This window comes from Streptomyces sp. R-74717, assembly GCF_047305335.1.
Taxonomy (GTDB): Bacteria; Actinomycetota; Actinomycetes; order Streptomycetales; family Streptomycetaceae; genus Streptomyces; species Streptomyces atratus.
On record NZ_CP102361.1, the window covers coordinates 5204915 to 5228579 of the forward strand.

Here is a 23665-nt window from a genome sequence, read left to right on the forward strand (position 1 = left end):
TGCGGCTGCGTCCCGCTGCCGGGCCGTGTCCTCGACCGCCGGACGGGCTCGATCCGTCCTGCCCGTCCGGCGATCGGGGTCCGCTCTATGCGACCGGCGACCCGTTCCGCGATGCGGGTACGTCGGACGCCCCCGCCACCGCCGACACCGGTACATCCGCCAGCCCCAACTCCCGTGCCGCGGCCAGCAGCTGCTGCACCTGTCCCGGCGCAACCCCCGCCCCCGGCGCCCGCATCATCCGCATCAGCAGCGCCGACACCGTCAGGTTCTGCACGTCCCCCGTCGACACCGACCCCAGCACCCGCGTCAGATCGTCCGTGAACGACGACGTGCCGTTCAGCCACGGCCCCGCAAGCGCCTTCGCCGTGTCCGAGTTCTCGACGAACCCGTCGAAGCTCTTGCCCATCGAGATGGACGAGACGAGCCGGTCGAAGAAGACCGACTCCCCGCCGACGATGTCGATGTCGGCGTTCTCCAGACCCGTCGCCAGTACCGTCGCCTGCGCCTCGGCGACCTGCCGCTGCACATCGAGCCCGGCCAGCCGGATCTCCTTCTCCGCGGCGAGCCGCAGCCGGTACTCCTCGTGCCCGCGCGACGCGTCGTCCAGCGCCGCCATCGCCGCCGCCTTCTCGGTGAGCCCCGCCGCCTCGGCCTTCAGCTTCTCGCCGATCATCGCCGCGTCGGCCGTCGCCTGGGCCTGCGTACCCTCCGCTGCCGCGAGCGCCTTGAGCCGGGACCCCTCCGCCTCGGCCTTGAGACGGGCGGACGTTGCCTCGGCCTCGGCGAGACCGGCCTTCTCGATGACGTCGGCCTCCGCTTCACGTACCTGAATCTCGGCGAGTCCGGGCGCCGCGGACTCCGCCTGGATGCCCTCGGCCAGCCGCAGCTTCGCCTGGGCGTCCAGGTCCGCGGTCTTCAGCCGGGCCTCGGCGAGCGTCAGCTGCTCGGCGGCCAGGTGGGTGGCCGCCGCTTCCGCGGCCTCCGCGGCCTTGATGTCCTTGACCAGCTTCTCCTGGGCCTCCGCCTCGGCGGCGATGATGACCGACCTGCGGGTGCGCTCCGACTCCTCGACGGCCCGCAGCGTCTTGATGGACTCCTCCTGCTCGGCGACCGTACGGTCCACGGCGATCCGCTCCCGGATCACATCGGCGACCTCGCGGCGCTCGGCCTCGACCTCCTTCGTCGCGGCGATCCGGTTGAGTTCGGTCTGCCGCTCGCGCCCGATGACCTCGATCAGCCGGTCCTTCTCGATGCGCTCGTTCTCCACGGCGATGACACGCTCACGGTTCTTCTGCGCGACGGCGATCTCCCGGGCCTGGTTCTCGCGCTGGATGCCGAGCTGCTCCTCGGTGCGGATGAACGCGGTCTGGGCGCCGAGCCGTTCCTCCTCCTGGACCCGGGCGGTCGCGGCCTCCTCACGGGCCCTCAGCGTCTCGACCTCGCGGCGCTGCTTGATCTCGGCCTCGGCCTGCCGGCGCTCCAGCTCCAGGATGGTCTCGCGGGCGTCGACGTTCTGCCGGGTGATCTCCTTCTGCTCGGTGCGCTGGTACTCGTTGGTGCGTACGTGCTCGATCGCCGTCAGCTCGGTGATCTTGCGGATGCCCTGTGCGTCGAGGATGTTGGCGCCGTCGAGCTGCGTCATGGGCGTCTGCTCAAGGAAGTCGATGGCCGCGTCGTCGAGGTGGTAGCCGTTGAGGTCCGTACCGATGACCCGGATGATCCGGTCCCGGAACTCCTCGCGCTTGGTGTACAGATCGACGAAGTCCAGTTGCTTGCCCACGGTCTTGAGCGCCTCGGCGAACTTCGCGGCGAAGAAGTCCTGGATCGCGACTTTGTCGCTGGCCCGCTCCGTACCGATGGACTGGGCGACCTTGATGACGTCCTCGACGGTCTTGTTGACGCGTACGAAGAAGTTGATGTGGATGTCGGCGCGGATGTTGTCCTGGCAGATCAGGCCCTCGCGCCCGGTGCGCCGGATCTCGATGGTCTTCACCGAGATGTCCATGTACTCGGCCTTGTGCAGCACCGGCAGGACGACGGCCCCGGTGAAGGTGACATCGACCTTCTTGGTCTTGGAGATGATCAGCGCCTTGCCCTGTTCCACCTTGCGGAAGAGCCGGCTGATGACGAGAAGCAGGGCGACGGCGATGAGCAGGACAACGGCTACGAGCACACCGAAGCCCAGGGTGATGGCATCCATGACAGTCCTTGGCGGCTGGTGAGGAAGGTGGAGAGGTCAGAGGTTCCCGCCCGATTCCAGGGCGGCCGGACGGATTCGGCGATGCGGCTGCGACGGGCGGGAGGGTCAGCCGGAGCGGCGCGGAGTCCGGCGCGCATCCGGGCGGGTACCCGGGCGCGGGTTCGTGCGCGGCTTCGGTGGTCCCGGGTCCAGCGCTTTGTCGTACGGCGAGACCCAGAAGAACTCGCCCTCGTCGTCGTACGCGTACAGAAGCGCCGCACTGCCCGAGGTGAGAACCGCGTCGTCAGCCGGGCCGAGCAGCCTGACCTGGACGATCGCGGTGGAGCCGTCGGCCGCCGCGACCTCGGCCTGGCCGAAGTCGGAGCTGACGGAACCGGTACGGATCGTGCAGACCCGGCCGAGGAAGTCCTGCCGCGACGGAGGAGGCTCGTCCGGGAAACGCCGGCGCACCAGGCGCACCAGCACCCGCATCACGGCCCAGGCGATCAGCAGCGCCCCGGCGAACACCGCACAGGCGAGCCCCGCGCGGGTGATGCCGGTGACACCGCTGCGGTGCAGCAGGACCGTACCGGCCAGGCTCGTGAACCAGCCGACGACGACCATCACGGACACCGATACGGTGACCGGCACCCCGCCGATCCCGGCCATGCCGGTGTCGAGGTCTCCGTCGAAGGAATGGTGGTCGGCCGCACCGGCCAGCACGAGGAACCAGAAGAAGACGACGACGCCCAGCGCGGCGCCGAACAGCACGGTGGGAAAGGCGGTTGCCGCACTCAGGAAATCCTGCATCGGTCCGCCCCCTGTTCCTTGTGGGCGGTCCGGTGGTGACCCCGGTGCTGCGGTACCGCGCGGAGCGGTGCCGCAGCAGCCGGGTCTTCCCCCGTATCCCCCGTGTTCCCCCGGTTGGTGCTGATCGATCGTGTCACTCGGGGCCGTGTGACGCACTGCCGGAGTCCGGCAATCTTTGTACGTCCTTGATGCCGGGCACCAGCACCGGCCGGTATGCGTTGACTGAGTGTCAACGTCGCGTCAGGACTTGAGGAGTGCGCGTGCCGGAGCCGGAGATTTCCGACGAGTATCTGGGGGACTACGCCCGCATTCTGGCCGATGTCGCCGCCACCGGCCGTCGGTTGACCCGGGACGAACTGGACACCCGGCGGCTCCTGGGCCGGGAGGCGGCCGAGGCCGGATTCCAGCTGCGCGCCCTGGTCGGCCTCCATCTCGCGGCGACCCGTACCGCCTGGCCGCAGGCCGCCTTCGCCGATGACACATCCACCGACTCCGTGCTGGCCGCGGTCGAGCAGGCCGTCGACGCCTTCGCCGCGGGCTTCGAGCGGGCCCAGCGGCTCACCGTTCGGCGCGAGGAGGCGGCGCGCCGCGAGTTCATCGACGATCTGCTGTACGGGCGCAGCGATCTGGGCCGGCTCGCCGAGCGGGCCACCCGGTTCGGGCTGCGCCTCTCGCGCGCCCACGCGGTCGCGGTGGCGACGGGCCCGGAGGCATACACGGAGACCGATTCCGTGCCGCGCGCGGTCGAGGCGGCGCTGCTCACGCGCTTCAGCGGCCGGAAGATCCTGATCACGACGAAGGACGGGCGGCTGGTCTGTATCGCCCCCGGCAGCCAGCCCGATGTCCTGCGGTATTTCGCCAAGCAGTCGCACGCGGCGACGGACGGCGGCCGGGTCGCCGTCGGCCGCGCGCACCCGGGCCCCGGAGGCGTCGTCCAGTCGTACGACGAGGCGCTCGACGCACTCGATCTCGCGGAACGGATGGATCTGGACGATCCGGTGCTGTACGCCGCCGACCTGCTGGTCTACCCGGTGCTGACCCGGGACCGGCAGGCGATGGCCGATCTGGTGCGCAGTCAGCTGGGCCCCCTTCAGCAGGCGCGCGGCGGCGCCGACCCCCTCCTGAAGACGCTCACCGTCTACTTCGACGCGGGCTGTGTGTCCGCCGAGACGGCCCGTCGGCTGTCGTTGAGCGTGCGGGCGCTCACGTACCGGCTGGAGCGGATCCATCAGCTGACCGGTTCCGATCCGTCCGACCCGGTGCACCGCTACACCCTGCAGACGGCGGTCATCGGCGCCCGGCTGCTGGACTGGCCGGCCAAGGAGGTGTGACCCGGTCCGCACCGATGTCGCACCTGCGGGAACCGTGACCTCATCCGCGGGGTCCGTGGCCCTCCAGGCTCTTCTTCAACGCCCGCACCGGGTGGCGGCGGTGGTCCCGGACCTCGGATACGGGCTGCGCCGACGGGCCCCGGCCGCAGGGGTGTCGGCCCGTCCGGGGGCCTGCGCGGTCAGTTGGGGATCGACGGTGAGGGCGGTGACACCGAGCGGCATGCCGAGCGCGCGCAGGGCCGGTTCGGAGAGCCTGATCCAGGGCTGACCGTCGCCCAGGGTGGCGGCGAGCCGGTGCGCGGAGGTGAAACCGACGGCTGTGCGGTCGCCCAGCGGCGTACAGAAGAACCGCGCCGTCCATCCGGTGGGGCAACCCGGCGGCCCCGGCCGGACGGGGACGAAGAGCGTTCCGGCCGGGCCGGGTTCAAGAGGTTCGGGGTCGTCCGTTCCGCTGCGGTCGGACATGGTGTGCCTCCTCGACGGGCCCGGGTGCATGGGTGCTGCACCCATCACGTTATGCCCGTACGTGAGGGGAGACGGTACGGCCCTGATGCGCATTTGACGCGAGACCCCGCACCCGTGACGCGATGCTGATGCGTGCTGCGGGGAGCGGGGTCCCGGAAGGGGGTGGCCGGAGGTGTGCATCGGGGGAGTAGCACACCTCCGGCCTGCCGGGCACGGGCCGGTGGTCAGCCGGCCCGCGGTTGACCCGGCGCCATGGGGGTGGGACCGGGCGGATCCGGTCCGTCGGGCAGGGGAAGGCTCAGAGGTCGAACTCGTGCGGCGGGAGGTCGAGCGCGAAGCACGCCTCCCGGACGATGGCCTGCTCCGTCTTGTCGAAGTCGCCGTCGGCGCCGCCGATGACGATGCCGATCTGGATGACGGCACGAGCCTCGGCAGGCTTCTTCTTCGCCTTGCCGATCTCCTGGAGCACGCTGACCTTGCCGAAGGCGAAGTCGGCGGTGAGCTTGTTCACGTAGTCGTTGAAGCGGCGCTGCAGATCGTCCGCCGGGAAGTTCTGCAGGACTTCGTTGGAGGCGATCAGCGAGGCGACACGCTGGCGTTCGGACGGGTCGATGGAACCGTCGGCCGCCGCGACCAGGGCGCACATGGCCATGCTCGCGTCACGGAACGCGCCGCTCTTCAGGTCGTTCTTCTTCGCTTCCAGCTGCGACTGCATCGACGAAGCGGATTCCTTGATCCGATCCCACAGTGCCATGACGTCTCCATACGTTGCGTTGCGTTGTGTTGCCGGAATGAATTCCAACTCTACAGACGTGTAGAAGTTAGCAGGACGGGCGCCCGCTGTGTCCAGGGAACATCGGTAAGTAGGATGCTGCGACGCCGCGGCTGACGCGGTATCGCAGAAGGGCGGACCCAGATGGACTCGGCCAGGCCCGGCCACCACCCGGACAACGAGCCGCCCCACGAGGAAGTGCCCGACGCAGTGAGCCCCGACGGCCGACGGCTCCGCAGGCGCGGGCAGGGCGAACTGGAGGCCCAGGTCCTCGCCGTACTGCACTCGGCGAACGGCCCCGCGACGGCCGGCTGGGTGCAGGAACACCTCGACGGCGACCTCGCGTACACCACTGTCATCACGATCCTCTCCCGCCTCTACGTGAAGAACGCCGTGACCAGGTCCCGCGAGGGCCGCTCCTACACCTGGACGTCCGCCTCCGACGAGGCCGGTCTCGCAGCCCTGCGGATGCGCCGCGTACTGGACGGCGAACGGGACCGGGACGCCGTGCTCGCCCACTTCATCTCGGCCCTGTCCCCCGGTGACGAGGAACGGCTGCGCGCGCTCCTGGCCCGCGCGGCTGCCCCGGACGGCCCGGACGACCCCCTTGGCACGGAAGGCCGATAGCGGTCCGATGGGTGTCTTCGTCTGTCTGCCGCTCGTGCTGCCGTTGATCGCACTGCCGATCGCGCGCCTCGCCGAACAGCATCTGCACCCCCGCAGCGCGACCCGGCTGCTCACCGTCGTCGGCACGCTGCTCGCCCTGTGCAGCACGCTGTGCCTGGGCCTGCTGGTGGTGGTCGGTACGGCCCAGCTCCCGGGCAATCCACTGCCGGACAGTTGGTCGGACCCCCAGGTGCGGGACGCGGTGCCGTACGAGGTGAACGCGGGCATCGTCGCGATCGGCGTGCTGGCGGCGGTGATCGGGGCGTGCGGGTGGACGGTGTACCGCCATGTGCGGCTGCGTATCCGTGCCGGCCGCGCCCTGTCCGCCGCCCCTTCCGTCACCTCGGACGATGTCGCCGTGCTCCCGGACCCGGAGCCGTACGCCTATGCACTGCCGGGCAAGCCGGGCCGGGTCGTCGTCTCGACCGCGATGACCCGGTGTCTGGACGCCCGTGAGCGCCGGGCCCTGATCGCCCATGAGCGGGCCCACCTGGCCGCCCGGCACCACCGCTATCTGCTGGCCGCCCAACTCGCGGCGCGCGCCAATCCGTTCCTGCTGCCATTGCGCACGGCGGTGGCGTTCAGCACCGAACGGTGGGCGGACGAGGAGGCCGCACGTGCGGTCGGTGACCGGCGTGTGGTGGCGGTCGCGGTCGGCAAGGCGGCGCTCTTCTCGCACCGGGCCCCGGACGCCTCGGTCGGCTTCGCCGCCTTCGCGAGCTCCGCTCCGGCGGCGGGCCCCGTACCGCGCCGGGTGGCGGCGCTGCTCGCCCCGGTTCCGCAGGCCCGGCTGTGGCCCCCGTCGTCCGCCCATGCCGCCCTGGCGGCACTCGTCGCGACGGCGGGCACCGCGGTCTCGGCTCTTTCGTCGCTCAACGCGGCGGTGACGCTGGTGCGGATCCTGCACGCGGCGACCCCGCTATGAGCCGTACGAAGGGGACCGAACCGTCGGCGCGCCGACGGAGCAGCGCCCGCCCCCTGAACAGCGGCCCGAGCCCCATCCGGAAGAGCTGGGCCGGCAGCCGTTCGATCCTGCGCCGCCGGCCGGCCGACAGGGGCGGGCGGCGCGGCTCGGAGGGACCGGCAGGCTGATATGTCACTATGCAAACGTTGCACAGTCCAAATGTTTGTGCCAGCGCCCGGCACGCGGGGCGCGTACCGATTCGAGTACGGCCGGCCGGCACGGTACAAAGAGGCATGGCCGCGCACGGACAACCACGTGAGGACCGACCCCCGGACCGGGGCGGGGACGATGACGTCGATGAGGTGACGCGCGCCGTACTGACGGCTTCCAGGCTGCTCGTCGCCGTCTCCGCACGTTCACTGGCGGCGGTGGAGGACAGGGTGACGCTGCCTCAGTTCCGGCTCCTTGTCGTGCTGTCCACGAACAGCAACGCCAAGCTGGTGACGCTTGCCGAACGGCTCGGGGTGAACCCGTCGACCGCGATGCGCATGCTGGACCGGTTGATCGCCGCCGGTCTCGCGGAGCGGGAGGTGAACCCCGCCAACCGCCGCGAGACGGTGCTGCGGGTGACCCCCGAGGGCCGCCGGCTGGTCGAGGACGTCACGGCGGGCCGCCGCCGGGAGATCGCCGCGATCGTCGAACGTCTCGCCCCGGAGCAGCGCACCGCCCTGATCGACGCGCTGACCGCGTTCACCGTCGCGGGCGGCGAACCGCCCGTGCCGGGGGACGGCTCGGACGGGTACCCGCTGGGCTGGACGTCCGACCTCCCCGCCCACCACGACGTCTGACCTCCCCGCCCACCCGACAGGCTCTCAGTCGGCGGAGGAGACGAACTCCTCCTGCGCGGCGGGCGCCGGACGGGCCGCGGGAACTTCGCCGGCCCCTGTCCCGTCCTTGCCGTTCCGGTCCCGCCACGCCTGGATCCGGGTCACGGCCGGCTGGGTCCAGCGGGCGGTGAGCGGTCCGACGATGACGAGGATGAGGACGTACGCGGTGGCGATGGGCCCGATACGGGGCTCGGTCGCCACGGCCAGGCCGGCGATGACGATGGAGAACTCGCCGCGTGCGACGAGCGTTCCGCCGGCCCGCCACCGCCCGCGCGAACCGATTCCGGCCCGCCGGGCCGCGTACCACCCGGTGCCGATCTTGGTGAGGACGGTGACGACGGCCAGCAGTGCCGCCGGAAGCAGTACCGGCGGAATCTCGGCCGGATCGGTGGAGAGTCCGAAGAACACGAAGAAGACGGCGGCGAACAGATCCCGCAGCGGTGTCAGCAGCTTGCGCGCCCCCTCGGCGACCTCGCCCGAGAGCGCGATACCGACCAGGAACGCCCCGACGGCCGCGGAGACCTGCAACTCCTGTGCCACACCGGCCACCAGGACGGTCAGCCCGAGCACGACCAGGAGCAGCATCTCCGGATTGTCGGAGGACACGGCCCGGCTGATCAGCCGCCCGTGCCGCAGCGCCAGATAGAGCACGAACCCGACGGTGCCGAGCGCGATGAGCAGCGCGATGCTGCCTCCGGCGAAGCCCACGCCCGCGAGCATCGCGGTGAGCAGCGGCAGATAGACGGCCATCGACAGGTCCTCGATGACCAGAACGCCGAGGATGACGGGCGTCTCCCGGTTCCCCAGCCGTCCCAGATCGGTGAGCACCTTCGCGATGACCCCGGACGACGAGATCCAGGTGACACCGGCCAGTGCGACGGCTCCCACGGGCCCCCACCCGAGCAGCAGCGCCGCCACCGCGCCCGGGGTCGCGTTGAGCACGAAGTCCACGGCGCCGGACGGATATTGGGTCTTGAGACTCGTCACCAGCTCCGAGGCGCTGTACTCGAGACCGAGCAGGAGCAGCAGCAGAATGACGCCGATCTCGGCGCCGACGGCGGTGAATTCCTCACTGGCTCCGAGCGGCAGCAGCCCGCCCTCCCCGAAGGCGAGCCCCGCCAGCAGATAGAGCGGGATCGGCGAGAGCCCTATGCGCCCGGCGAGCCGCCCGATGATTCCGAGGCCCAGAATGACGGAGCCGAGCTCCACCAGCAGCGCGGTCGTGTCGTGCACGGTCAGCCCTCCGCAATGATCTCGGAGAGCACGTCGACGCCCTCACGCGTACCCACGACGACGAGCGTGTCCCCGATGGCCAGCCGGAAATCCGGCCCGGGCGACGGATGCGCACTGTGCGTCCGCAGCACGGCCACGATCGAGGCCCCCGTCCGCGTCCGCGCCCGGGTGTCCCCGAGCAGCCGCCCGCCGTACGGAGAGCGCGTCCCGAGCGGTATGTGCTCGGTGACGAGATCGATGCCCTCGGTCCGTACCGCGTCGATCGGCGCGGCGTCGATGAGGTGCGCGAGACCGGTGGCCTCCTGCGGTGTCAGGGGTACCGAGAGCCGGCACGCATCAGGGTCGTCCTGGTCGTAGAAGCCGATGAACCGCCGCCCGTCGTGGTGGACGACGACGGAAATGTGCTGTCCCGACTCGGTCGTGTAGTCGTACTGCACACCGACTCCGGGCAGCGTGGTGCGGTGGGTTCCCATGGCTTCCTCCCGAGAGGTACGGCGGTGCATTGACACACTTGGTGAGTTCTTTAGCTGCGCATTACCTTATCCGGAGGCTCCCGCCGTCTACGGCGTACAGGTGCGGGGCGGGGCCCATGACTAAACTCACCCGGGCCGGTGTGTGGCCGAGGCCGCCTTCCGGGCGACCGCAGCAACCGGCGGAAGGGCCGAGAATGTCGCGCAGCCGAGAGCTCAAGTTCCGGGCGGTCACGTCGTTCCAGCGGCATGTCGTCAACCCGCTCGCCAGACAGTCGCGGTCGCAGACCCTCCTGGAGACGACGGGCCGCACCTCCGGCCTCCCGCGCCGCACCCCGGTCGGCGGCAGCCGCGTCGGCCAGGAGTTCTGGCTGGTCTCGGAGTACGGCGAGAAGTCGCAGTACGTACGTAATATCCAGGCCGACCCCCGGGTCCGGGTCCGCACCAAGGGCCAGTGGCACACCGGCACCGCCCACCCCCTCCCCGAGGACGACGCCCGTGCCCGGCTCAAGAGGCTGCCGCGCTACAACAGCGCCGTGGTGCGGGCCCTGGGCACGAACCTGCTGACGGTGCGGGTGGATCTGGCGGACTGACGCCGGGCTCCACCGGCCCGGACGTACGCGTGCCCGGCCGGTGCGGTGCCGGCCGGGCACGGGCGTGGTGCGGGCCGGATCAGTCGGTGATCTCGATCTTCCCGTTGGCGGATGCGGCGGGGGCCGCTTCCGGTGCCCGGTCCGGCAGATCGGCCGAAGTCGCGGCAGCCGTACCGCCCTTGAGGTTCTTCAGCAGGGCCGCCAGGTCGACTCCCGTGGTGGAGCTGAGGAGTTCCATGCCCTGGGCGACGTTGTCCGCGACCGTACGCGACAGTTGGCTCGCGCCGTCCGTCGAGATCACGGTCATCTTGTCGATGGCGCTCAGCGGCTCGGACGCCTTGGCGACGACGTGCGGCAGCACCTCGACCAGCATCTGGAGCACCGCCGCGTCGCCGTACCGGGCGAAGGCGTCCGCCTTCTTCTGCATGGCCTCGGCCTCGGCCGCGCCCTTCGCCGCGATGGCCGCGGCTTCCGCCTCGCCCTCGATGCGCACGGCGTCGGCGAGGGCCGAGCGGTGCAGCTTCTCGCCCTGACCGGTCAGCCGGGACCGCTCGGCGTCCGCCTCGGCCTCCTTGACCTGGGCGATCCGGCGAGCCTCGGCCTCCTGCTCGGCCCGGTAGCGGGCGGCGTCGGCGGGCTTGCGGACCTTGGTGTCGAGTTCGCGGTCGGTCAGTGCGGCCTGGCGCTGGGCGACCTTCTCCTGCTCCGCGAGGACTTCCTGCTGGCGGGCCGCCTCGGCGAGCGGGCCCGCCGCGTTGGCCTTGGCCGCGGCGGCTTCCGTCTCGGCCTTGATCTCGGCCTGCTTGAGGTAGAAGGTCCGCTCGGCGATCGCGATCTCCTCGGCGGCCTTGAGCCGGGCCTGCTCGGAGGCGCGCTTGGCGATCGCCTCTGCGATGTCCGCCTCCTGCTTGGCGCGGGCGGCCTCGGGGCGGCCGAGGTCTTCGAGGTAGGAGCCCTCGGTGGTGATGTCCTGGATCTGGAAGGCGTCCAGGATCAGGCCCTGCCCGGAGAGGCTGGCCTCGGCCTCCTCCGCGACCTGGCCGGCGAACGCGGCACGGTCGCGGATGATGTCCTCGACCGACATCCGGCCCACGATGGCGCGCAGTGCGCCGGAGAGCACTTCCTGGGTGAAGCCGACGATGCCGTCCTGCTGCTGCAGGAACCGCTGGGCCGCGGCCCGGATCGCTTCCTCGCTGCCGCCGACCTTGACGATCGCGACGCCTTCGAGGTGGGACTTCACACCGCGCAGGGTGACGGCTCCGCGCACGGCCACCGGGATGTGCCGGCTGGACAGGTCCAGGGTGAACTTCTGCTGGACGAACGGGACGACGAAGACTCCGCCGCCGACGACGACCTTCTGGCCGCTGTTGTCGATGCTGGTACGGCCGGTCACCGGGTCGGTCGACTTCTTGCCGCGTCGTCCCGTGATGATGAACGCTTCGCTGGGCCCGGCGACCTTGTAGCGGGTGATGACGACGAGGGCGAGCAGTACCAGGAGTACGACGACTCCGATGACTGCGGTCACGACTGGGCTCATAAGGGTGTCCCCCCTGCCTCCCTGCGGGGACGGCAGCTTGATTTCGGGCGGTGTATCGGCTCGGGCGGTGGTCAGCGCTCGACGGGGCGGACCGCGACCGAGGTGGTCGACAGTGCGGCCTCCACCCAGATCTCGGTGCCGCGTTCGACCGGCACCGGGCTCTTCGCCGCCAACTTCACGGTCTGACCCGCGAGTTGCAGCAGCACCTCGCCGTAACCGTCGGCCGGGATGGCCGTGACGACCGACCCGGACGTGCCGACGAGATCGTCGCCGCGCGGTGTGACGCTGGTCTGGTCCCGCATCAGGGCCCGGCTGAACTTCCAGGTCAGCCAGGCCGCGACGATCCCGGCCAGCACTCCGGCGGCGGTTGCGGCGACCGTGCCGGCGCCGGTGGTGCCGAGCACGATCGCGCTGCCGAAGCCGAGCATCGAGAGGAATCCGGCGATGACGGGGAGGGACAGGAGGCCGTCGAAAAGGCCGTCCAGCACGCCTCCGAAGAGACCTTCGAGGATGCCGTCGAAGATCAGGGACAGGGCGAGCAGCACGATTCCCGCAATGCCGAGACCAAGAAGCAAGGTCATGTGATCGCCCTCCCCGGTCTGCGAAATCCCCCGAACATGCATTCCCCGAACATTTCCGTCGAACTGGCTGGATGATCCCATATGCGCCCGGCAACGGATACTGCCGGGTTCCGGCAATCTTTTACGCGTTTTTGATGCCGGACAGGTGTTCGGTCAGTGTGTCCAATGACTGGAACGTGGCTCCGAGCAGGGCGACATGCTTCCAGCGCAGTACGCCGTCCGGCCCGATGAGGAAGACCGCACGGCGCACCCCGATCCCGGGCGCCGCGACGCCGTACGCCCGGGCGATCTCCCGTCCGGTGTCCGCGAGCAGCGGCATCCGCAGCCCGTGGGCGCGGGCGAACGACTCATGGCTGTCCACACCCTGTGGACTGATTCCCCAGACCTCCGCGTCGAGCTCGCCGAAGGTCTCCATACCCGAGGAGTACGAGCAGAGCTGCTTGGTGCACACGGTCGTGTTGTCGCCCGGGTAGAACGCGAGGACCACGGCACGGCCGCGTGCCGCGGAGAGGGTGTAGTCGCGGCGCTGATACGTCTCGCCGGTGAGCGCACCGCCCGGCAGCGTGAAGTCCGGGACGGTACTGCCCAGTTGTGGTGACGATGCCATGTCGTTTCCTCCGTGGTCCGGTGCTGCGGAAGTCTTCCCGTCCGTGTTCCGTACAGCATGCTCGTTACGGGTCCGGCTCCCGCACCAGGAGGCACGTATGACAGAACCGCCGTCCGCCATCCGCCCGTCCGCGGCCGTGTTCCTGCTGCACGGCGGCGTGGAAACGGGCCTGGGCCCGCCACCGCCCGGCCCGCTGAACCTGCCCGCCGTGCGGATGCGCCCGTTCGCGCGGGCCATCGCCGCGGCGACCGGCGACGGTGCCACGGACGTTCTCGTACGCACCGCCCGCTACACCCGCCGCGGCTGGAACGGCCCCCGCGAGGACCCCTTCCACGACGTCGTGGCCGGCCTCGACGCCCTGCGCCGCGAGGCCGGCGAGATCCCGGTGGTCCTGGTCGGCCACTCGATGGGCGCCCGCGCCGCCCTCCGCGCCGCCGGTCATCCGCTGGTACGCGGGGTGGTCGGCCTCGCCCCGTGGTGTCCGGCCGACGATCCGGTCACCCAACTCGACGGCCGCGATGTCGTCCTGCTGCACAGCACCCGCGACCGCATCACGAGCCCCCGGGCATCCCAGTCCTTCACCGGCCGCGCCCGCCGCGCCGGTGCCCACGCCTGTCTGGTCGCGATCCGGCGCAGCGACCACGCGATGCTCCGGCGTGCCCGGACCTGGCACGCGCTGACGACACGGATCGCCACCGGACTGCTGGGCCTCGCCCCGCTCCCCGAGGCGGTCGCGACCGCACTCCGGCTTCCGTCGGACGCTCCGGCGACGCGCGGAACCCTCGACCTCGACCGGCTGGAGCTCGACCGGCCGGACTACGCCTGGACCGGGCGCAGCTCCGGGCCGTCCATCGGGAATCGGTAGACCGTCGACTCCCTCGCCCGGAAGCCCAGACGCTCGTACAGCCGGTTCGCGGCGGCGCGGTCCGGCCGGGAGGTGAGGTCGACGGTCCGCGCGCCCGCCTCCCGGGCCAGCGTCAGCGCCTCCCGCGTCAGCAGGGCCGCGATCCCCTGCCCACGCGCCTCGGTGTCGACCACGACGTCTTCGATACGGGCCCGCAGCCCGGTCGGCACGGGAAGCAGAAGCAGCGTCAGCGTTCCGACGATGCTGCCCGCGGCGCGAGCGACGAGCACTGTATTCGTCTCGCACCGCACCAGCCGGTCGACCGCCTCGTGATCCAGTGGCCGGGCGGTCGAGGACAGTTGGGGCACCAGCCGGGCGAAGGCGGCCACGATCTCCCCGGTCGCTTCGTGGACGATCTCTACGTCGACGCTCATGACGCGGAGCCTATAGCGGGCGGTGGGGGAGGGTGTCGTGGTGCAGGGGCGGGGGAACGGGCGCACCCTGGTAGGGAGGTGATCGTCATGGCGCACACAACTGTCGGGTGGCATGTGGACCTGGAATTCGAGGAGGACACCCACCGCACTCGCGCGGCCGCCCTGGTGCGGCTTCCGGACGGGAACGAGGTGCGGGCCCATGGATATGCGAGCCGTCACCCCTCCGACAAGGATCAGCCGAGGGTCGGCGAGGAGATCGCGGGAGCCAGAGCGCTCAATGAGCTGGCGATGAAGATGCTGACGAAGGCGCACGACGAGATCGACGAGGCGTCCGGCCGGACATCGCACCCGCTCACCTGAGGTCCCCGCCTGCGGGCCGCCGCCCCCCGGGGGCGTAGTGGCCCAGGAACATGTCGATGCCGCTCGTGATCAGACGGTCCGTGGTGGCGTCGTCGATGGCTGTTCCGTACGAGCTGAAGACCATGTGAGGGAAGACCAGTAGCGCGTACAGCTGAATGATCGCCGTTTCGAGGTCGGGGATGTCCAGCCGGCCCCGTTCCGCGAGGCTGCGCAGGGCGTCGGCCACGGCCGGGTGGTGACCCGCGGGGCCGTCATGCTGCCATGCCCCGGCGAGTTCCGGGAAACGGTGGAGCTCGGCGGCCACGAGGTTGCGCAGGGCGATGACGTCGGCGTTGCCGCGTACGGCGGACACCCAGGCGCGGGCCGTGTCGAGGAAGGCCGTGCGGAGATCGGCGGCGTCGGGGAGATCGGCGAGCGCCTTGGTGGACGGGCCGCCGAGGGGCTCGTCGAGTGCGCCCGTGATGACGGCGGTGAACAGCGCCTCCTTGCTGCCGAAGTGGTTGTAGACGGTCACTTTCGACACGCCTGCCTCGGCGGCGATGGCGTCCATACCGACGCCGAAACCCTCACGCAGGAAGGCCTCGCGCGCGGCCTTGACGATGGCCTGCCGCTTGGCCTCGGCGCGGGGGCCGGCGGGCGGCGGTTTCGCGTTCATGAGCAGATGCTAACAGCGACCTGAACTGAACAGTTGAGTTCAACTGAACTGAGCCGTACAGTTCAGTTCATGACTCATGACGCCCTGCATCAGGCCCATCCGGCCGACCGTGCTCACAACCGTCCACCCGCTGATCCGCGACGGTGGATGATGCTCGCGCTCATCTGTGCCGCGCAGTTCATGCTCGTGCTCGACGTGACCGTCGTGAACGTCGCGCTGCCCGACATGGCCGTCGACCTGGATCTCGGCCGTACCGCGCTGACCTGGGTCGTCACCGCGTACACGCTGTGCTTCGCCGGACTGATGCTGCTCGGCGGGCGGCTCGCGGACGTGCTGGGGGCCCGGCGCACCCTGCTCGCCGGGCTGGTCGTCTTCACCGCCGCCTCGCTGGTGTGTGGGCTGGCCGGCAGCGGGGCGACACTGATCGGGGGACGTGTCGCCCAGGGCGTGGGGGCGGCGCTGCTGTCGCCCGCGGCGCTGTCGCTCGTCACCACGTCGTTCCACGGCAAGGAACGCAACAAGGCACTGGGCGTGTGGGCCGCGATCGGCGGCACCGGATCGGCGATCGGTGTGCTGGCCGGGGGTGCGCTGACGAGCGGGCCCGGCTGGCAGTGGGTGTTCTACGTCAATGTGCCGGTCGGCGTCGCGCTGCTGGCGGCGGTGCCGGCGTTCGTCCCCCCGAGGCCGGAGCGGCCGTCGGCCGGGCGGCTGGACGTCGCCGGGGCGCTTCTCGCGACGGCCGGCACCGGATCGCTGATCTACGGGCTGGTCACGGCGGGGGACTCCGGGTGGGGTGCGGCCGGGACACTGGTTCCGGTCGTGGGCGCGGCGGCCTTGTACGCGGCGTTCGCGGCGGTCGAGCGGGTGGCCCGGGAGCCGCTGATGGACCTGCGGATGTTCACCCGGCGGCCGGTTCTCGCGGGGGCGTTCCTGATGCTGTTCGCCACCGCGTTGCTGATTTCGTTCTTCTTCCTCGGGTCGGTCTTCCTGCAGCACGGGCGCGGGTTCGGGCCGATGCGCACCGGGCTGGTGTTCCTGCCGGTGGCCGTGGCGGTCGGGATCGGTGCGCACATCGGGTCCCGGCTGGTCGGGACGGTCGGCAGCCGGGCGACGGCGGTGGGCGCAATGGTGATCGCGGCCGGGGGCTGTCTGCCGCTGACCCGGGTGGGTGCGGACAGCAGTGTGTACGGGGGGCTGCTGCCCGGTCTCGCGGTGGCCGCGTTCGGGCTCGGGGCCGTCTTCGTCACGGCCACGGCCACCGCGCTGGGGATGGTCGCGCACGAGGAGGCGGGGCTGGCCTCGGGGGTCGTCAACACGTTCCACGAGGTGGGCGGTTCGATCGGGGTGGCGGTCGTGTCCACGGTGGCCGCGGCGGGCATCGAGGGGGCGGCGGGCTCGGTGAGCGGGTTCGCGGACGCGTTCACGGTGTGTGCGGCGGCGGCAGGGGCGTGCGCGGTCGTCGCCGGGCTGCTGGTGCCCCGCGGGAAGCCGGAGGGGGCCGGAAGGCCGCACGTGCACTGAGGGGGAAGCCCGGGCCCGTCCGGCGAATGTGGACAAGACGGGGCCCGGCTGCGGATGCGCGACGGGGGCGGGCGGTCGACGATTGAATGCCGGGCAGCGGGACGTCCGTGTCCGTCCCAGGAGGTTGACGTGCAGGCCGATGCGTACACCGACAGCGCGGTGCCGTTCGACCCCACGACCCTGGCGGCCCTGGTCGACGGCACCATGGCCGGTGTGGGCGTGCTCGACACGGGGCTGCGCTATCTGTACGTCAACCCGGCCCTCGAACGGCTCAACGGCATTCCGGCCGCCGAACATCTCGGCCGCACCGTCTCCGAGGTCCTCCCGGGAGTCGACGCGGGCGAGGACATGATGCGGGCCGTGCTCGCCGACGGGAAGCCCCGCGAGATCACGTCCAGTGGAGTCACCGCCGCCGCGGCGGGCTCGGTCCGGCGGTACTGGCACGGGGCGTACCACCGGCTCGAGGTCGACGGGCGGATCGTGGGCGTGGCCGGGATCGTGCTGGAGGTCATGGCCTCGGACAACGGACGGCGCGAGCTGGAACAGGCCCGGCGGCATCTGACCATGCTCGACACTGCGGCCGCCCGGATCGGCACCACGCTCGACATGGACACCACCTGTGCGGAACTCGTCGGCCTCGTCGTGCCGGGGCTGGCGGACCTCGCCACGGTCGAGGTGTTCCCGCCCGACGTCGCCGCCCCGGTACGCCCCGCGCCCGCCGGTGTGCTGCGGCTGCGCAGGGCGGCGCTGACGGCGGTGGCCGGGCTGCGCGCCGAGCTGCCGGGATTCGGACTGACCGGTGAGTACGTCGACTACCAGGAGGGCGCGGCCGTCCAGCGCTGTCTGGCGGCCAACCAGCCGGTCGTGGAGAACCACACGACCGACGAAGAGCTCGCCCGCTCCGCCCCCGCCCCCGAACGGGTCGCCGCCTACCGTGCCCTGGGGATGCATTCGGCGGTCATCGTGCCCCTCGCCGTACGCGGCCGTCCGCTCGGCGTCCTCGGTCTGATCCGGGCGGGGGACTCACCGGTCTTCACGGACGAGGACGTGGTGGTCGCCCGGGAGCTCGCAGGCCGGGCCGCCGTCGATCTCGACCACGCCCGCCGGTATGCCAATGAGCACACCATCGCCCTGGAGCTGCAGCGCTCCCTGCTGTCCGAGCCGCGCCCGCCGCACCCGCACATCGAGATCGCCACCCGCTATCTGCCGGCCGACCGGAGCGTGATGGTCGGCGGCGACTGGTTCGACGTCATCCCACTGCGGGACGGGCGGCATCTGAAGGCGATGGGCGATGTGATGGGCCACGGGGTGGAGGCGGCGGTCGCCATGAGCCACTACCGCTCGCTGCTGCGGATGCTCGCCGACGACGATCTGCCGCCGCACCGCATCCTGGAACAGCTGGACCGGATGGTCGAACGGTCCGGACTGGACCGGGCGGCGACCTGCCTGCTGGCCGTCGTCGACCAGTTCGGCGGGGCGTGCGAGGTGGCGAGCGCCGGCCATCTGCCGCCGGTGCTCATCGACCCGGGGAAGGCGGGAACCAGGGTGTGCGACGAGGTACCGGTGGGCCCGCCGCTGGGCACCGGCTTCGGCGGGTACCGGACGACGTCGGTGGAGTTCGGGCCGGGCACGGTGCTGTTCATGTACACCGACGGTCTGGTGGAGCGGCGCGGCGAGGACATAGACGTCTCGATCGGCCGCCTCAGGGAACTGACCCTGCCCGCGGGCGGGAGCCTGGAGGACCTGCTGGACGAGGTCCTCGAACGGTTCGGACCGGGTGCGGAGGACGACATAGCGGTACTGGCCTCGCGCACCCGCCCCCGCGCCACCTCCTGATCCGGGCAGCCGCCGGAAGGGACTGCAGGTCAGCCCAGCTCCAGGCTGGTGATGCCGAACAGTCCGGTGTGGTCGACGTCCGGTGTCGGGCCCGTGTACATCCGGGCGGTCTCGAACGACGGGGCGAGGCCCAGCTGTTCCGCGAGGCGTACGGCGCCCGGGTTGATGTCGGGTACGTCGATCGCCACCGGGGTGCCGGGGTCGGTGGCCGCGAGTGCGCCGACCAGGGCGCCCGCCACCTCGGGCGACTCCGCGTACACGGGGCCGATGCGGGACGACGTGCGGCAGGGGCGCATCACGGCGAGGCCCCGCAGCTCCCCGTCGCGGACGGCGGCGAGCGAGGTGCGCGCGGGCCCGGCGATCCACGGTGCGAGGAAGCTGTCGCGGTCGGCGGGGAAGAAGCGGCGGTCGTACGAGGCCAGTTGACCGAAGGGGAGGGTGCGGGCATCGACGAGGGCGGTGCCGGGCGGGACGGTCCGGGCAGCGGGTGGCAGGCCCTCGTAACGCATATTCGTCCATACGGAACGGAAGCCGGATTTACGGTAGTTGGGCTGCTGGGCCACCACGCCGTCCAGTCCGACGTTGCGCCCGTCCAGCCGTGCCATGCCGGCCCGCCACAGCTGGATGCCGTAGCCCTGGCCGCGCAGCTCGGGACGGGTGAGGTAGAAGCCGAGGAACCCGAAGCCGGAGCCGTAGCGGACCACGGAGACGCAGGAGACCGGTTCGCTGTCGAGCCGGCCGATCAGGAAGCCGCGCGGGTCGGCGGCGAAGAAGGCGTGGCGGTCGGTCAGGCCGGGATTCCAGCCCTCCGCGTGGGCCCATTCGGTCAGCATCGTGAGGTCGTCGGCGCTTGCGGTGGTGATCTCGAAGTTCGGCACGGGGCACCTCTACCCCGCGGGCCATCGGTTCAACGGTGGTTCTTCCGTCACCACCCGGTCCACAGGAGGTGGTTGACGAGCAGGGCGACGACGGCCTGCGCGGTCAGCCAGCCGCGCCGGGTGCCGGTGGGCAGAAGGGCGGCGGCGGGCAGCAGCCAGAGGATGAAGGGCTGCCAGATGCGTTCGGTCTCCGCCTTGCTCATCCCGGACAGGTCGGCGGCCAGGAGTGCCAGGAGCGCCATCAGGGTGAGCAGAATCAGCCGCTGGGACGCACAGGTGGTGCCGGTGCGCAGGGCGCGCACGGCACCGGGGGCGCCGGCCGCGGTGCGGCGGAGTCCGGCGACCGTGGCGAGGCCCGCGGCGATCGTGGTGCAGGCGAGATTCGCCCAGACCCAGTAGGAGTACGGGCGCAGGCCACCCGCGCCCTGGTAGTAGCGCTCGACCAACAGGCGGTAGCCCTCCCACCAGTTGTAGCCCGCCAGAGTGAAGGCGGCGGGGACGACCAGCGCTCCGAGGAGCACGAGCGGGAAGGGGCGGGCGGTGCGGGTGAGTACGAGGACGGTGAGGAGCAGGATCGCGATCAGCGTCAGACCGTAACTGAGGTAGCAGGTCAGCCCGTACAGGAGACCGGAGGCGAATGCGGCGGCGCGGGGGAGGCGGACCGAACGGGTCGCGGCCAGGGCGAGGAGGGCCACGGACCAGGCGGCGACGGCGGCGAAGTAGGCGTCCGCCGAGGTGCCGGTCCACACCGCGACCGGTGCGAGGACCAGAAACGGGGCGGCACGGCGGGCGAGGCGCTCGTCGGCCAGGGCACGGAGCGTGACCAGGGCGGCCGGGACGGCGGAGCTGCCCACCACGATGCACCAGACCCCGGCCCAGGCGCCGCCGCCGAGCCCGATGCGGTCGAGCAGGACGAAGGTGAGCGTGGCGCCCGGCGGGTGCCCGGCGACATGGGCCGGCCAGTTGCCCGGGGAGCCGATCAGGATGTGGTCGTCGAAGCCGCGCAGCGCCGCACCGATGTCCTGAAAACGGTCGATGACCTGCAGATATTCATGCTTGGTGGTGAGCCGTTCGGCGATGCCCCGGCCCCAGCCGTCGATCAGCGCCAGCGAGAGGACCCAGGCGAGCGACGCCGCCCAGGCGGTCGGCAGCAGCGCCCGCCGGCGGATGCGGTCGGCCAGCGGCGGCCCGTACGCGACGACGGCCGCTGCCACGACGACGGCGGCCGGGGTGCCGGGGCCGGTGTGCGGGTACCAGGACGCCAGCAGGGGAGGCCAATGGACGTAGAGGCTTCCATCGGAGTCCTGGATCGACCTGCCGACGAGCACGGCGGCAGTGACGAGCAGAATGCCCGCGGCGGCGGCGATCAGGTCGCGGCGGCGGCCGGTGCGGTGTCCGGTGTCGTCCCCGACGGGGCGCGCTGTGCGGTACTCGGTCTTCACGCAGGCACGCTATGCACAGCAGGGCCGCTGTGGGCGCTGCCACCGGGGCGCGTCATCGAACCGTCAGATCTTGCGCCGCTTGCTCGCTCCGGAGTGTGACGTCATGGTTTCGTCAGGAGTTGTACGCGCCGCGGCCAGGTGTTCCGGGCATAGCTTCGGCGCATGGGCGACAAACATCTGGACAAGGCCATCTCCTTCCCCTTCCGCCGCCCCGGCTCGTTCTCCGGCCGCGGTCCGGCCTTCCTGGAGCGGCTTCCCTCCTCGCCCGGGTTCTGGCGCAGCCCGGTGCGCGGCGTCAGGTTCACGGCGGTGCTCGGGCTGGTCCTGCTCGCCGGGCTCACCCTGCTGTTCGTGACAGGCCTGCTGTCGTACGCCGCGTACAACCCGGACCTTGCGCCGGTCAACGACAAGACGCCGGGCAAGGGGCTGCTGGGGTTCTACCTCTTCGCCTGGCCGACCGGTCCGCACTGGCTGTACCGGCTGACGCAGGGGCTGCATGTCACGGTGGGCATCGCCCTCGTCCCCGTGCTGCTGGCGAAGCTCTGGTCGGTGATCCCGAAGCTCTTCGCGCTGCCGCCGGCCCGGTCGGTGGGGCATGCGCTGGAGCGGGTGTCGCTGCTGCTGCTCGTCGGCGGAGCACTGTTCGAGTTCATCACCGGACTGCTCAACATCCAGCTGGAGTACGTGTTTCCGGGGTCGTTCTATCCGCTGCACTTCTACGGGGCGTGGGTGTTCTTCGCCGCGTTCCTCGCCCACACCGGGCTGAAACTGCCGCGGGCCGTCCGGGTGCTGCGGGGCGGCCGGCTGGAGGGCTCTGCGCCGGGCGAGGCGGATGAACTGGCCTCGCCCGCCCCCGCCGCGCCGACCGTCTCCCGGCGCGGCGCGCTCGCCATGGTGGGCGGCGGGTCGCTGTTGCTGCTGATCACGTCGGCGGGCCGGAGTTTCGACGGGCCGCTGCGGCAGATGGCCCTCCTCACCCCGCACGGCGCAGCCGAACCCGGCCCGGGGCCGAACGGCTTCCAGATCAACAAGACGGCCGCGGCCGTCGGAGTGACGGCGGCCGATACGGGGAAGAGCTGGCGGCTCACCGTCAGCGGGCCCGCCGGGGAGATCCGGCTCAGCCGGGAACAACTGCTGGCCATGGACCAGTACAGCGCGGCGCTGCCGATCGCGTGCGTGGAGGGCTGGGCGACGTCGGACCAGTGGTGGCGCGGAGTGCGGCTGAGGGATCTGGCGGCACTCGCGGGGTATCGGGACGGGCCGCCGGGGGTGCTGGTGGAGTCCGTCCAGCGCCGCGGGGCGTTCCGCGAGGTGGCGCTCCGCGACAACCAGGTGCGCGACCCGCGCTCGCTGCTGGCACTGCAGGTCAACGGCGAGGAACTGTCGCTCGATCACGGATATCCGGCGCGGATCATCGTCCCGGCGGCCCCCGGTGTGCAAAACACCAAATGGGTGGCCCGGCTGACGTTCGGGGCGCTGTGAGCGGGAAGGCGGGGAACCGGGTGAATCCTCGGGCGGTTCTCAGGCGTTGGTACGGGGAAGGGCCGCTGCATCTCCTTCTGCTGGCCGCGACATTCGCCCTCGCGGGCTATGCGGGCGTACGGCTCCTGGCGGGTGACACGTTCGCAGTCGCGGTGTGGTTCATCGGCTCCGCCCTCCTGCATGATCTGGTGCTGTTGCCGTTGTACGCGTCGGCCGACCTGGTCGTACGGCGGTCGCTCGGACCCCGCTCGGGGCTGGTCAACCACATCCGCGTACCGGCCTTTCTCTCCGGCCTGCTCCTGCTGATGTGGTTTCCGCTGATCACCCGGCACGCGGTGCGGTACGAGCCCTACAGCGGGCTGTCCCCCGACGTGTTCCTGGGCAACTGGCTGCTGATCACGGCGGTGCTGTGCGCGGGCTCGGCGCTCCTGCTCGTGGTCAGGACCGTGCGGTCGCGGCGCGGGGAGGGCAGGGGTGTGCAGCCGACGGCAGTTCGGGGCGGCCGCCCACGTGGGTGAGGGTTTTGTCCTCAAGCGCCGGACGGGGCCTGCCCGGCGGACCGGCACGGGTCAGACGAACAGGAACGCGCCCGCCGTCGTGGCCCCCAGCGACGCCCCGGCGACGGTCTGCGCCACCGAGTGGTACCCGAGCGCGACACGCGACCAGCACACGGCGACCGTCATCGCGTACGCGAGCAGCCACCACGGCGAGTGGACCGGGGCGAGCAGTGCGACGACGGCCGAGGCGACCGCGGCGTCCACCGAGATCTTCCAGACCGTGTTGACGGTCAGGAGGATCACGGTCATCGCCCAGAGGGCGAGCATCGCCACGAGGATGCCGGTGGGGGCGTGGCCGAGGACCATCACCACCGAACCGGCGCCTATGGAACCGAGGATGACGAAGAAGATCGGGGCCCGCTTGGTGCGGTCGACGACATGACGGTCGCCCCAGGTGCCGCGCCCGCGCTCCCATTCGATGTACCCGGCAGGAACGATCCCGGCACACAGGGCGCCGAGGAACCCCCAGAGCAGACCGGTCCAGTGACCGGCGGCGGCCAGGCCGATGCCGAGCATGCCGACCAGCAGGACGTTGCGGGGCTGGAAGACTTCGGTGACGGTACGCGCGACGCCGGTGTTCGGCGACGCGGGGGCGTCGGTGGTGTCCGTGGGGGTCATGCG

The 23665-nt window shown here is 71.3% G+C and carries 25 protein-coding genes; 11 read left to right on the plus strand and 14 right to left on the minus strand.

The window, feature by feature from the left end; translation table 11 throughout:
* Positions 1-85 precede the first annotated feature (85 nt).
* Together NRF20_RS23755 and NRF20_RS23760 are read right to left on the minus strand one after the other, a co-directional pair.
* Positions 86-2200 carry a flotillin family protein gene (locus NRF20_RS23755; protein ID WP_413753236.1) on the minus strand — a complete coding sequence of 705 codons (2115 nt, stop codon included), beginning with the start codon at positions 2198-2200 and terminating at the stop codon, positions 86-88.
* A gap of 105 nt (positions 2201-2305) precedes the next feature.
* Entirely contained in the window at positions 2306-2989 is a 684-nt protein-coding gene (locus NRF20_RS23760; protein ID WP_413753237.1) for a hypothetical protein, read from the minus strand.
* Between the two features lie 260 nt (positions 2990-3249).
* Here NRF20_RS23760 and NRF20_RS23765 point away from each other — a divergent pair, with 260 nt between their 5' ends.
* Entirely contained in the window at positions 3250-4320 is a 1071-nt protein-coding gene (locus NRF20_RS23765) for a PucR family transcriptional regulator (protein WP_398628299.1), read from the plus strand.
* Between the two features lie 75 nt (positions 4321-4395).
* On the opposite strand, the gene NRF20_RS23770 is transcribed toward NRF20_RS23765, so the two are convergent.
* On the minus strand, positions 4396-4785 hold the full coding sequence (locus NRF20_RS23770; RefSeq protein WP_398628298.1) for an SAV_915 family protein: 390 nt from the start codon (positions 4783-4785) through the stop codon (positions 4396-4398).
* Positions 4786-5083: 298 nt separating this feature from the next.
* Positions 5084-5539: a tellurite resistance TerB family protein gene (locus NRF20_RS23775; RefSeq protein WP_266360000.1), complete on the minus strand. Its 456-nt coding sequence runs from the start codon at positions 5537-5539 to the stop codon at positions 5084-5086.
* Between the two features lie 162 nt (positions 5540-5701).
* Between NRF20_RS23775 and NRF20_RS23780 the strand changes: the two genes are divergently transcribed.
* From NRF20_RS23780 to NRF20_RS23790, 3 genes are all read left to right on the plus strand, one after another.
* A complete protein-coding gene (locus tag NRF20_RS23780; RefSeq protein WP_398628297.1) occupies positions 5702-6184 on the plus strand; it encodes a BlaI/MecI/CopY family transcriptional regulator in 483 nt (160 codons plus the stop codon).
* Positions 6185-6191: 7 nt separating this feature from the next.
* The gene (locus NRF20_RS23785; RefSeq protein WP_398628296.1) at positions 6192-7148 is read left to right on the plus strand and encodes a M56 family metallopeptidase; all 957 of its coding nucleotides are present in this window, start codon (positions 6192-6194) and stop codon (positions 7146-7148) included.
* A gap of 272 nt (positions 7149-7420) precedes the next feature.
* Positions 7421-7975 (plus strand): MarR family winged helix-turn-helix transcriptional regulator, encoded by a 555-nt coding sequence (locus NRF20_RS23790; RefSeq protein ID WP_398628295.1) that lies wholly within the window; start codon positions 7421-7423, stop codon positions 7973-7975.
* Positions 7976-7999: 24 nt separating this feature from the next.
* Here NRF20_RS23790 and NRF20_RS23795 read toward each other — a convergent pair whose 3' ends face one another.
* Positions 8000-9247, minus strand: coding sequence for a cation:proton antiporter (locus tag NRF20_RS23795; RefSeq protein ID WP_398628294.1), 1248 nt, complete (start codon positions 9245-9247; stop codon positions 8000-8002).
* A 2-nt stretch (positions 9248-9249) separates the two neighbouring features.
* On the minus strand, positions 9250-9720 hold the full coding sequence (locus NRF20_RS23800; protein WP_266360006.1) for a cation:proton antiporter regulatory subunit: 471 nt from the start codon (positions 9718-9720) through the stop codon (positions 9250-9252).
* A gap of 194 nt (positions 9721-9914) precedes the next feature.
* On the opposite strand from NRF20_RS23800, the gene NRF20_RS23805 reads away from it, so the two are divergent.
* Positions 9915-10310: a nitroreductase/quinone reductase family protein gene (locus NRF20_RS23805; RefSeq protein ID WP_413753238.1), complete on the plus strand. Its 396-nt coding sequence runs from the start codon at positions 9915-9917 to the stop codon at positions 10308-10310.
* Positions 10311-10389: 79 nt separating this feature from the next.
* Here NRF20_RS23805 and NRF20_RS23810 read toward each other — a convergent pair whose 3' ends face one another.
* The 3 genes from NRF20_RS23810 to NRF20_RS23820 all read right to left on the minus strand — a co-directional run bounded on the left by NRF20_RS23810 (position 10390) and on the right by NRF20_RS23820 (position 13035).
* Positions 10390-11847 carry a flotillin family protein gene (locus tag NRF20_RS23810; RefSeq protein ID WP_413753239.1) on the minus strand — a complete coding sequence of 486 codons (1458 nt, stop codon included), beginning with the start codon at positions 11845-11847 and terminating at the stop codon, positions 10390-10392.
* A 71-nt stretch (positions 11848-11918) separates the two neighbouring features.
* Positions 11919-12428, minus strand: coding sequence for a hypothetical protein (locus NRF20_RS23815; protein WP_413753240.1), 510 nt, complete (start codon positions 12426-12428; stop codon positions 11919-11921).
* 121 nt (positions 12429-12549) lie between these two features.
* The gene (locus NRF20_RS23820; RefSeq protein ID WP_398628291.1) at positions 12550-13035 is read right to left on the minus strand and encodes a peroxiredoxin; all 486 of its coding nucleotides are present in this window, start codon (positions 13033-13035) and stop codon (positions 12550-12552) included.
* Between the two features lie 97 nt (positions 13036-13132).
* On the opposite strand from NRF20_RS23820, the gene NRF20_RS23825 reads away from it, so the two are divergent.
* Positions 13133-13900 carry an alpha/beta fold hydrolase gene (locus NRF20_RS23825; RefSeq protein WP_398628290.1) on the plus strand — a complete coding sequence of 256 codons (768 nt, stop codon included), beginning with the start codon at positions 13133-13135 and terminating at the stop codon, positions 13898-13900.
* On the opposite strand, the gene NRF20_RS23830 is transcribed toward NRF20_RS23825, so the two are convergent.
* A complete protein-coding gene (locus NRF20_RS23830) occupies positions 13852-14313 on the minus strand; it encodes a GNAT family N-acetyltransferase (RefSeq protein WP_413753241.1) in 462 nt (153 codons plus the stop codon). The two genes, NRF20_RS23825 and NRF20_RS23830, sit on opposite strands and share 49 nt — an antisense overlap.
* A gap of 87 nt (positions 14314-14400) precedes the next feature.
* Here NRF20_RS23830 and NRF20_RS23835 point away from each other — a divergent pair, with 87 nt between their 5' ends.
* On the plus strand, positions 14401-14673 hold the full coding sequence (locus tag NRF20_RS23835) for a DUF1876 domain-containing protein (protein WP_413753242.1): 273 nt from the start codon (positions 14401-14403) through the stop codon (positions 14671-14673).
* On the opposite strand, the gene NRF20_RS23840 is transcribed toward NRF20_RS23835, so the two are convergent.
* Entirely contained in the window at positions 14666-15328 is a 663-nt protein-coding gene (locus NRF20_RS23840) for a TetR/AcrR family transcriptional regulator (RefSeq protein ID WP_398628287.1), read from the minus strand. The genes NRF20_RS23835 and NRF20_RS23840 overlap by 8 nt on opposite strands.
* 69 nt (positions 15329-15397) lie before the next feature.
* Here NRF20_RS23840 and NRF20_RS23845 point away from each other — a divergent pair, with 69 nt between their 5' ends.
* Both NRF20_RS23845 and NRF20_RS23850 read left to right on the plus strand, forming a co-directional pair.
* On the plus strand, positions 15398-16849 hold the full coding sequence (locus NRF20_RS23845) for an MFS transporter (RefSeq protein ID WP_398628286.1): 1452 nt from the start codon (positions 15398-15400) through the stop codon (positions 16847-16849).
* Positions 16850-16978: 129 nt separating this feature from the next.
* Positions 16979-18685 (plus strand): SpoIIE family protein phosphatase, encoded by a 1707-nt coding sequence (locus tag NRF20_RS23850; protein WP_398628285.1) that lies wholly within the window; start codon positions 16979-16981, stop codon positions 18683-18685.
* Positions 18686-18714: 29 nt separating this feature from the next.
* On the opposite strand, the gene NRF20_RS23855 is transcribed toward NRF20_RS23850, so the two are convergent.
* A complete protein-coding gene (locus NRF20_RS23855; protein ID WP_413753243.1) occupies positions 18715-19563 on the minus strand; it encodes a GNAT family N-acetyltransferase in 849 nt (282 codons plus the stop codon).
* Between the two features lie 47 nt (positions 19564-19610).
* On the minus strand, positions 19611-21005 hold the full coding sequence (locus NRF20_RS23860) for a hypothetical protein (protein WP_413753244.1): 1395 nt from the start codon (positions 21003-21005) through the stop codon (positions 19611-19613).
* Positions 21006-21167: 162 nt separating this feature from the next.
* Here NRF20_RS23860 and NRF20_RS23865 point away from each other — a divergent pair, with 162 nt between their 5' ends.
* Positions 21168-22487 carry a molybdopterin-dependent oxidoreductase gene (locus tag NRF20_RS23865; protein ID WP_398628282.1) on the plus strand — a complete coding sequence of 440 codons (1320 nt, stop codon included), beginning with the start codon at positions 21168-21170 and terminating at the stop codon, positions 22485-22487.
* Positions 22454-23005: a hypothetical protein gene (locus NRF20_RS23870; protein WP_398628281.1), complete on the plus strand. Its 552-nt coding sequence runs from the start codon at positions 22454-22456 to the stop codon at positions 23003-23005. Before NRF20_RS23865 ends, NRF20_RS23870 begins: the two co-directional genes overlap by 34 nt.
* A gap of 51 nt (positions 23006-23056) precedes the next feature.
* Here the strand turns inward: NRF20_RS23870 and NRF20_RS23875 are convergent, their stop codons facing one another.
* Positions 23057-23662, minus strand: a complete 606-nt coding sequence (locus tag NRF20_RS23875) for a hypothetical protein (protein WP_398628280.1) — start codon at positions 23660-23662, stop codon at positions 23057-23059.
* Between the last annotated feature and the right edge of the window lie 3 nt (positions 23663-23665).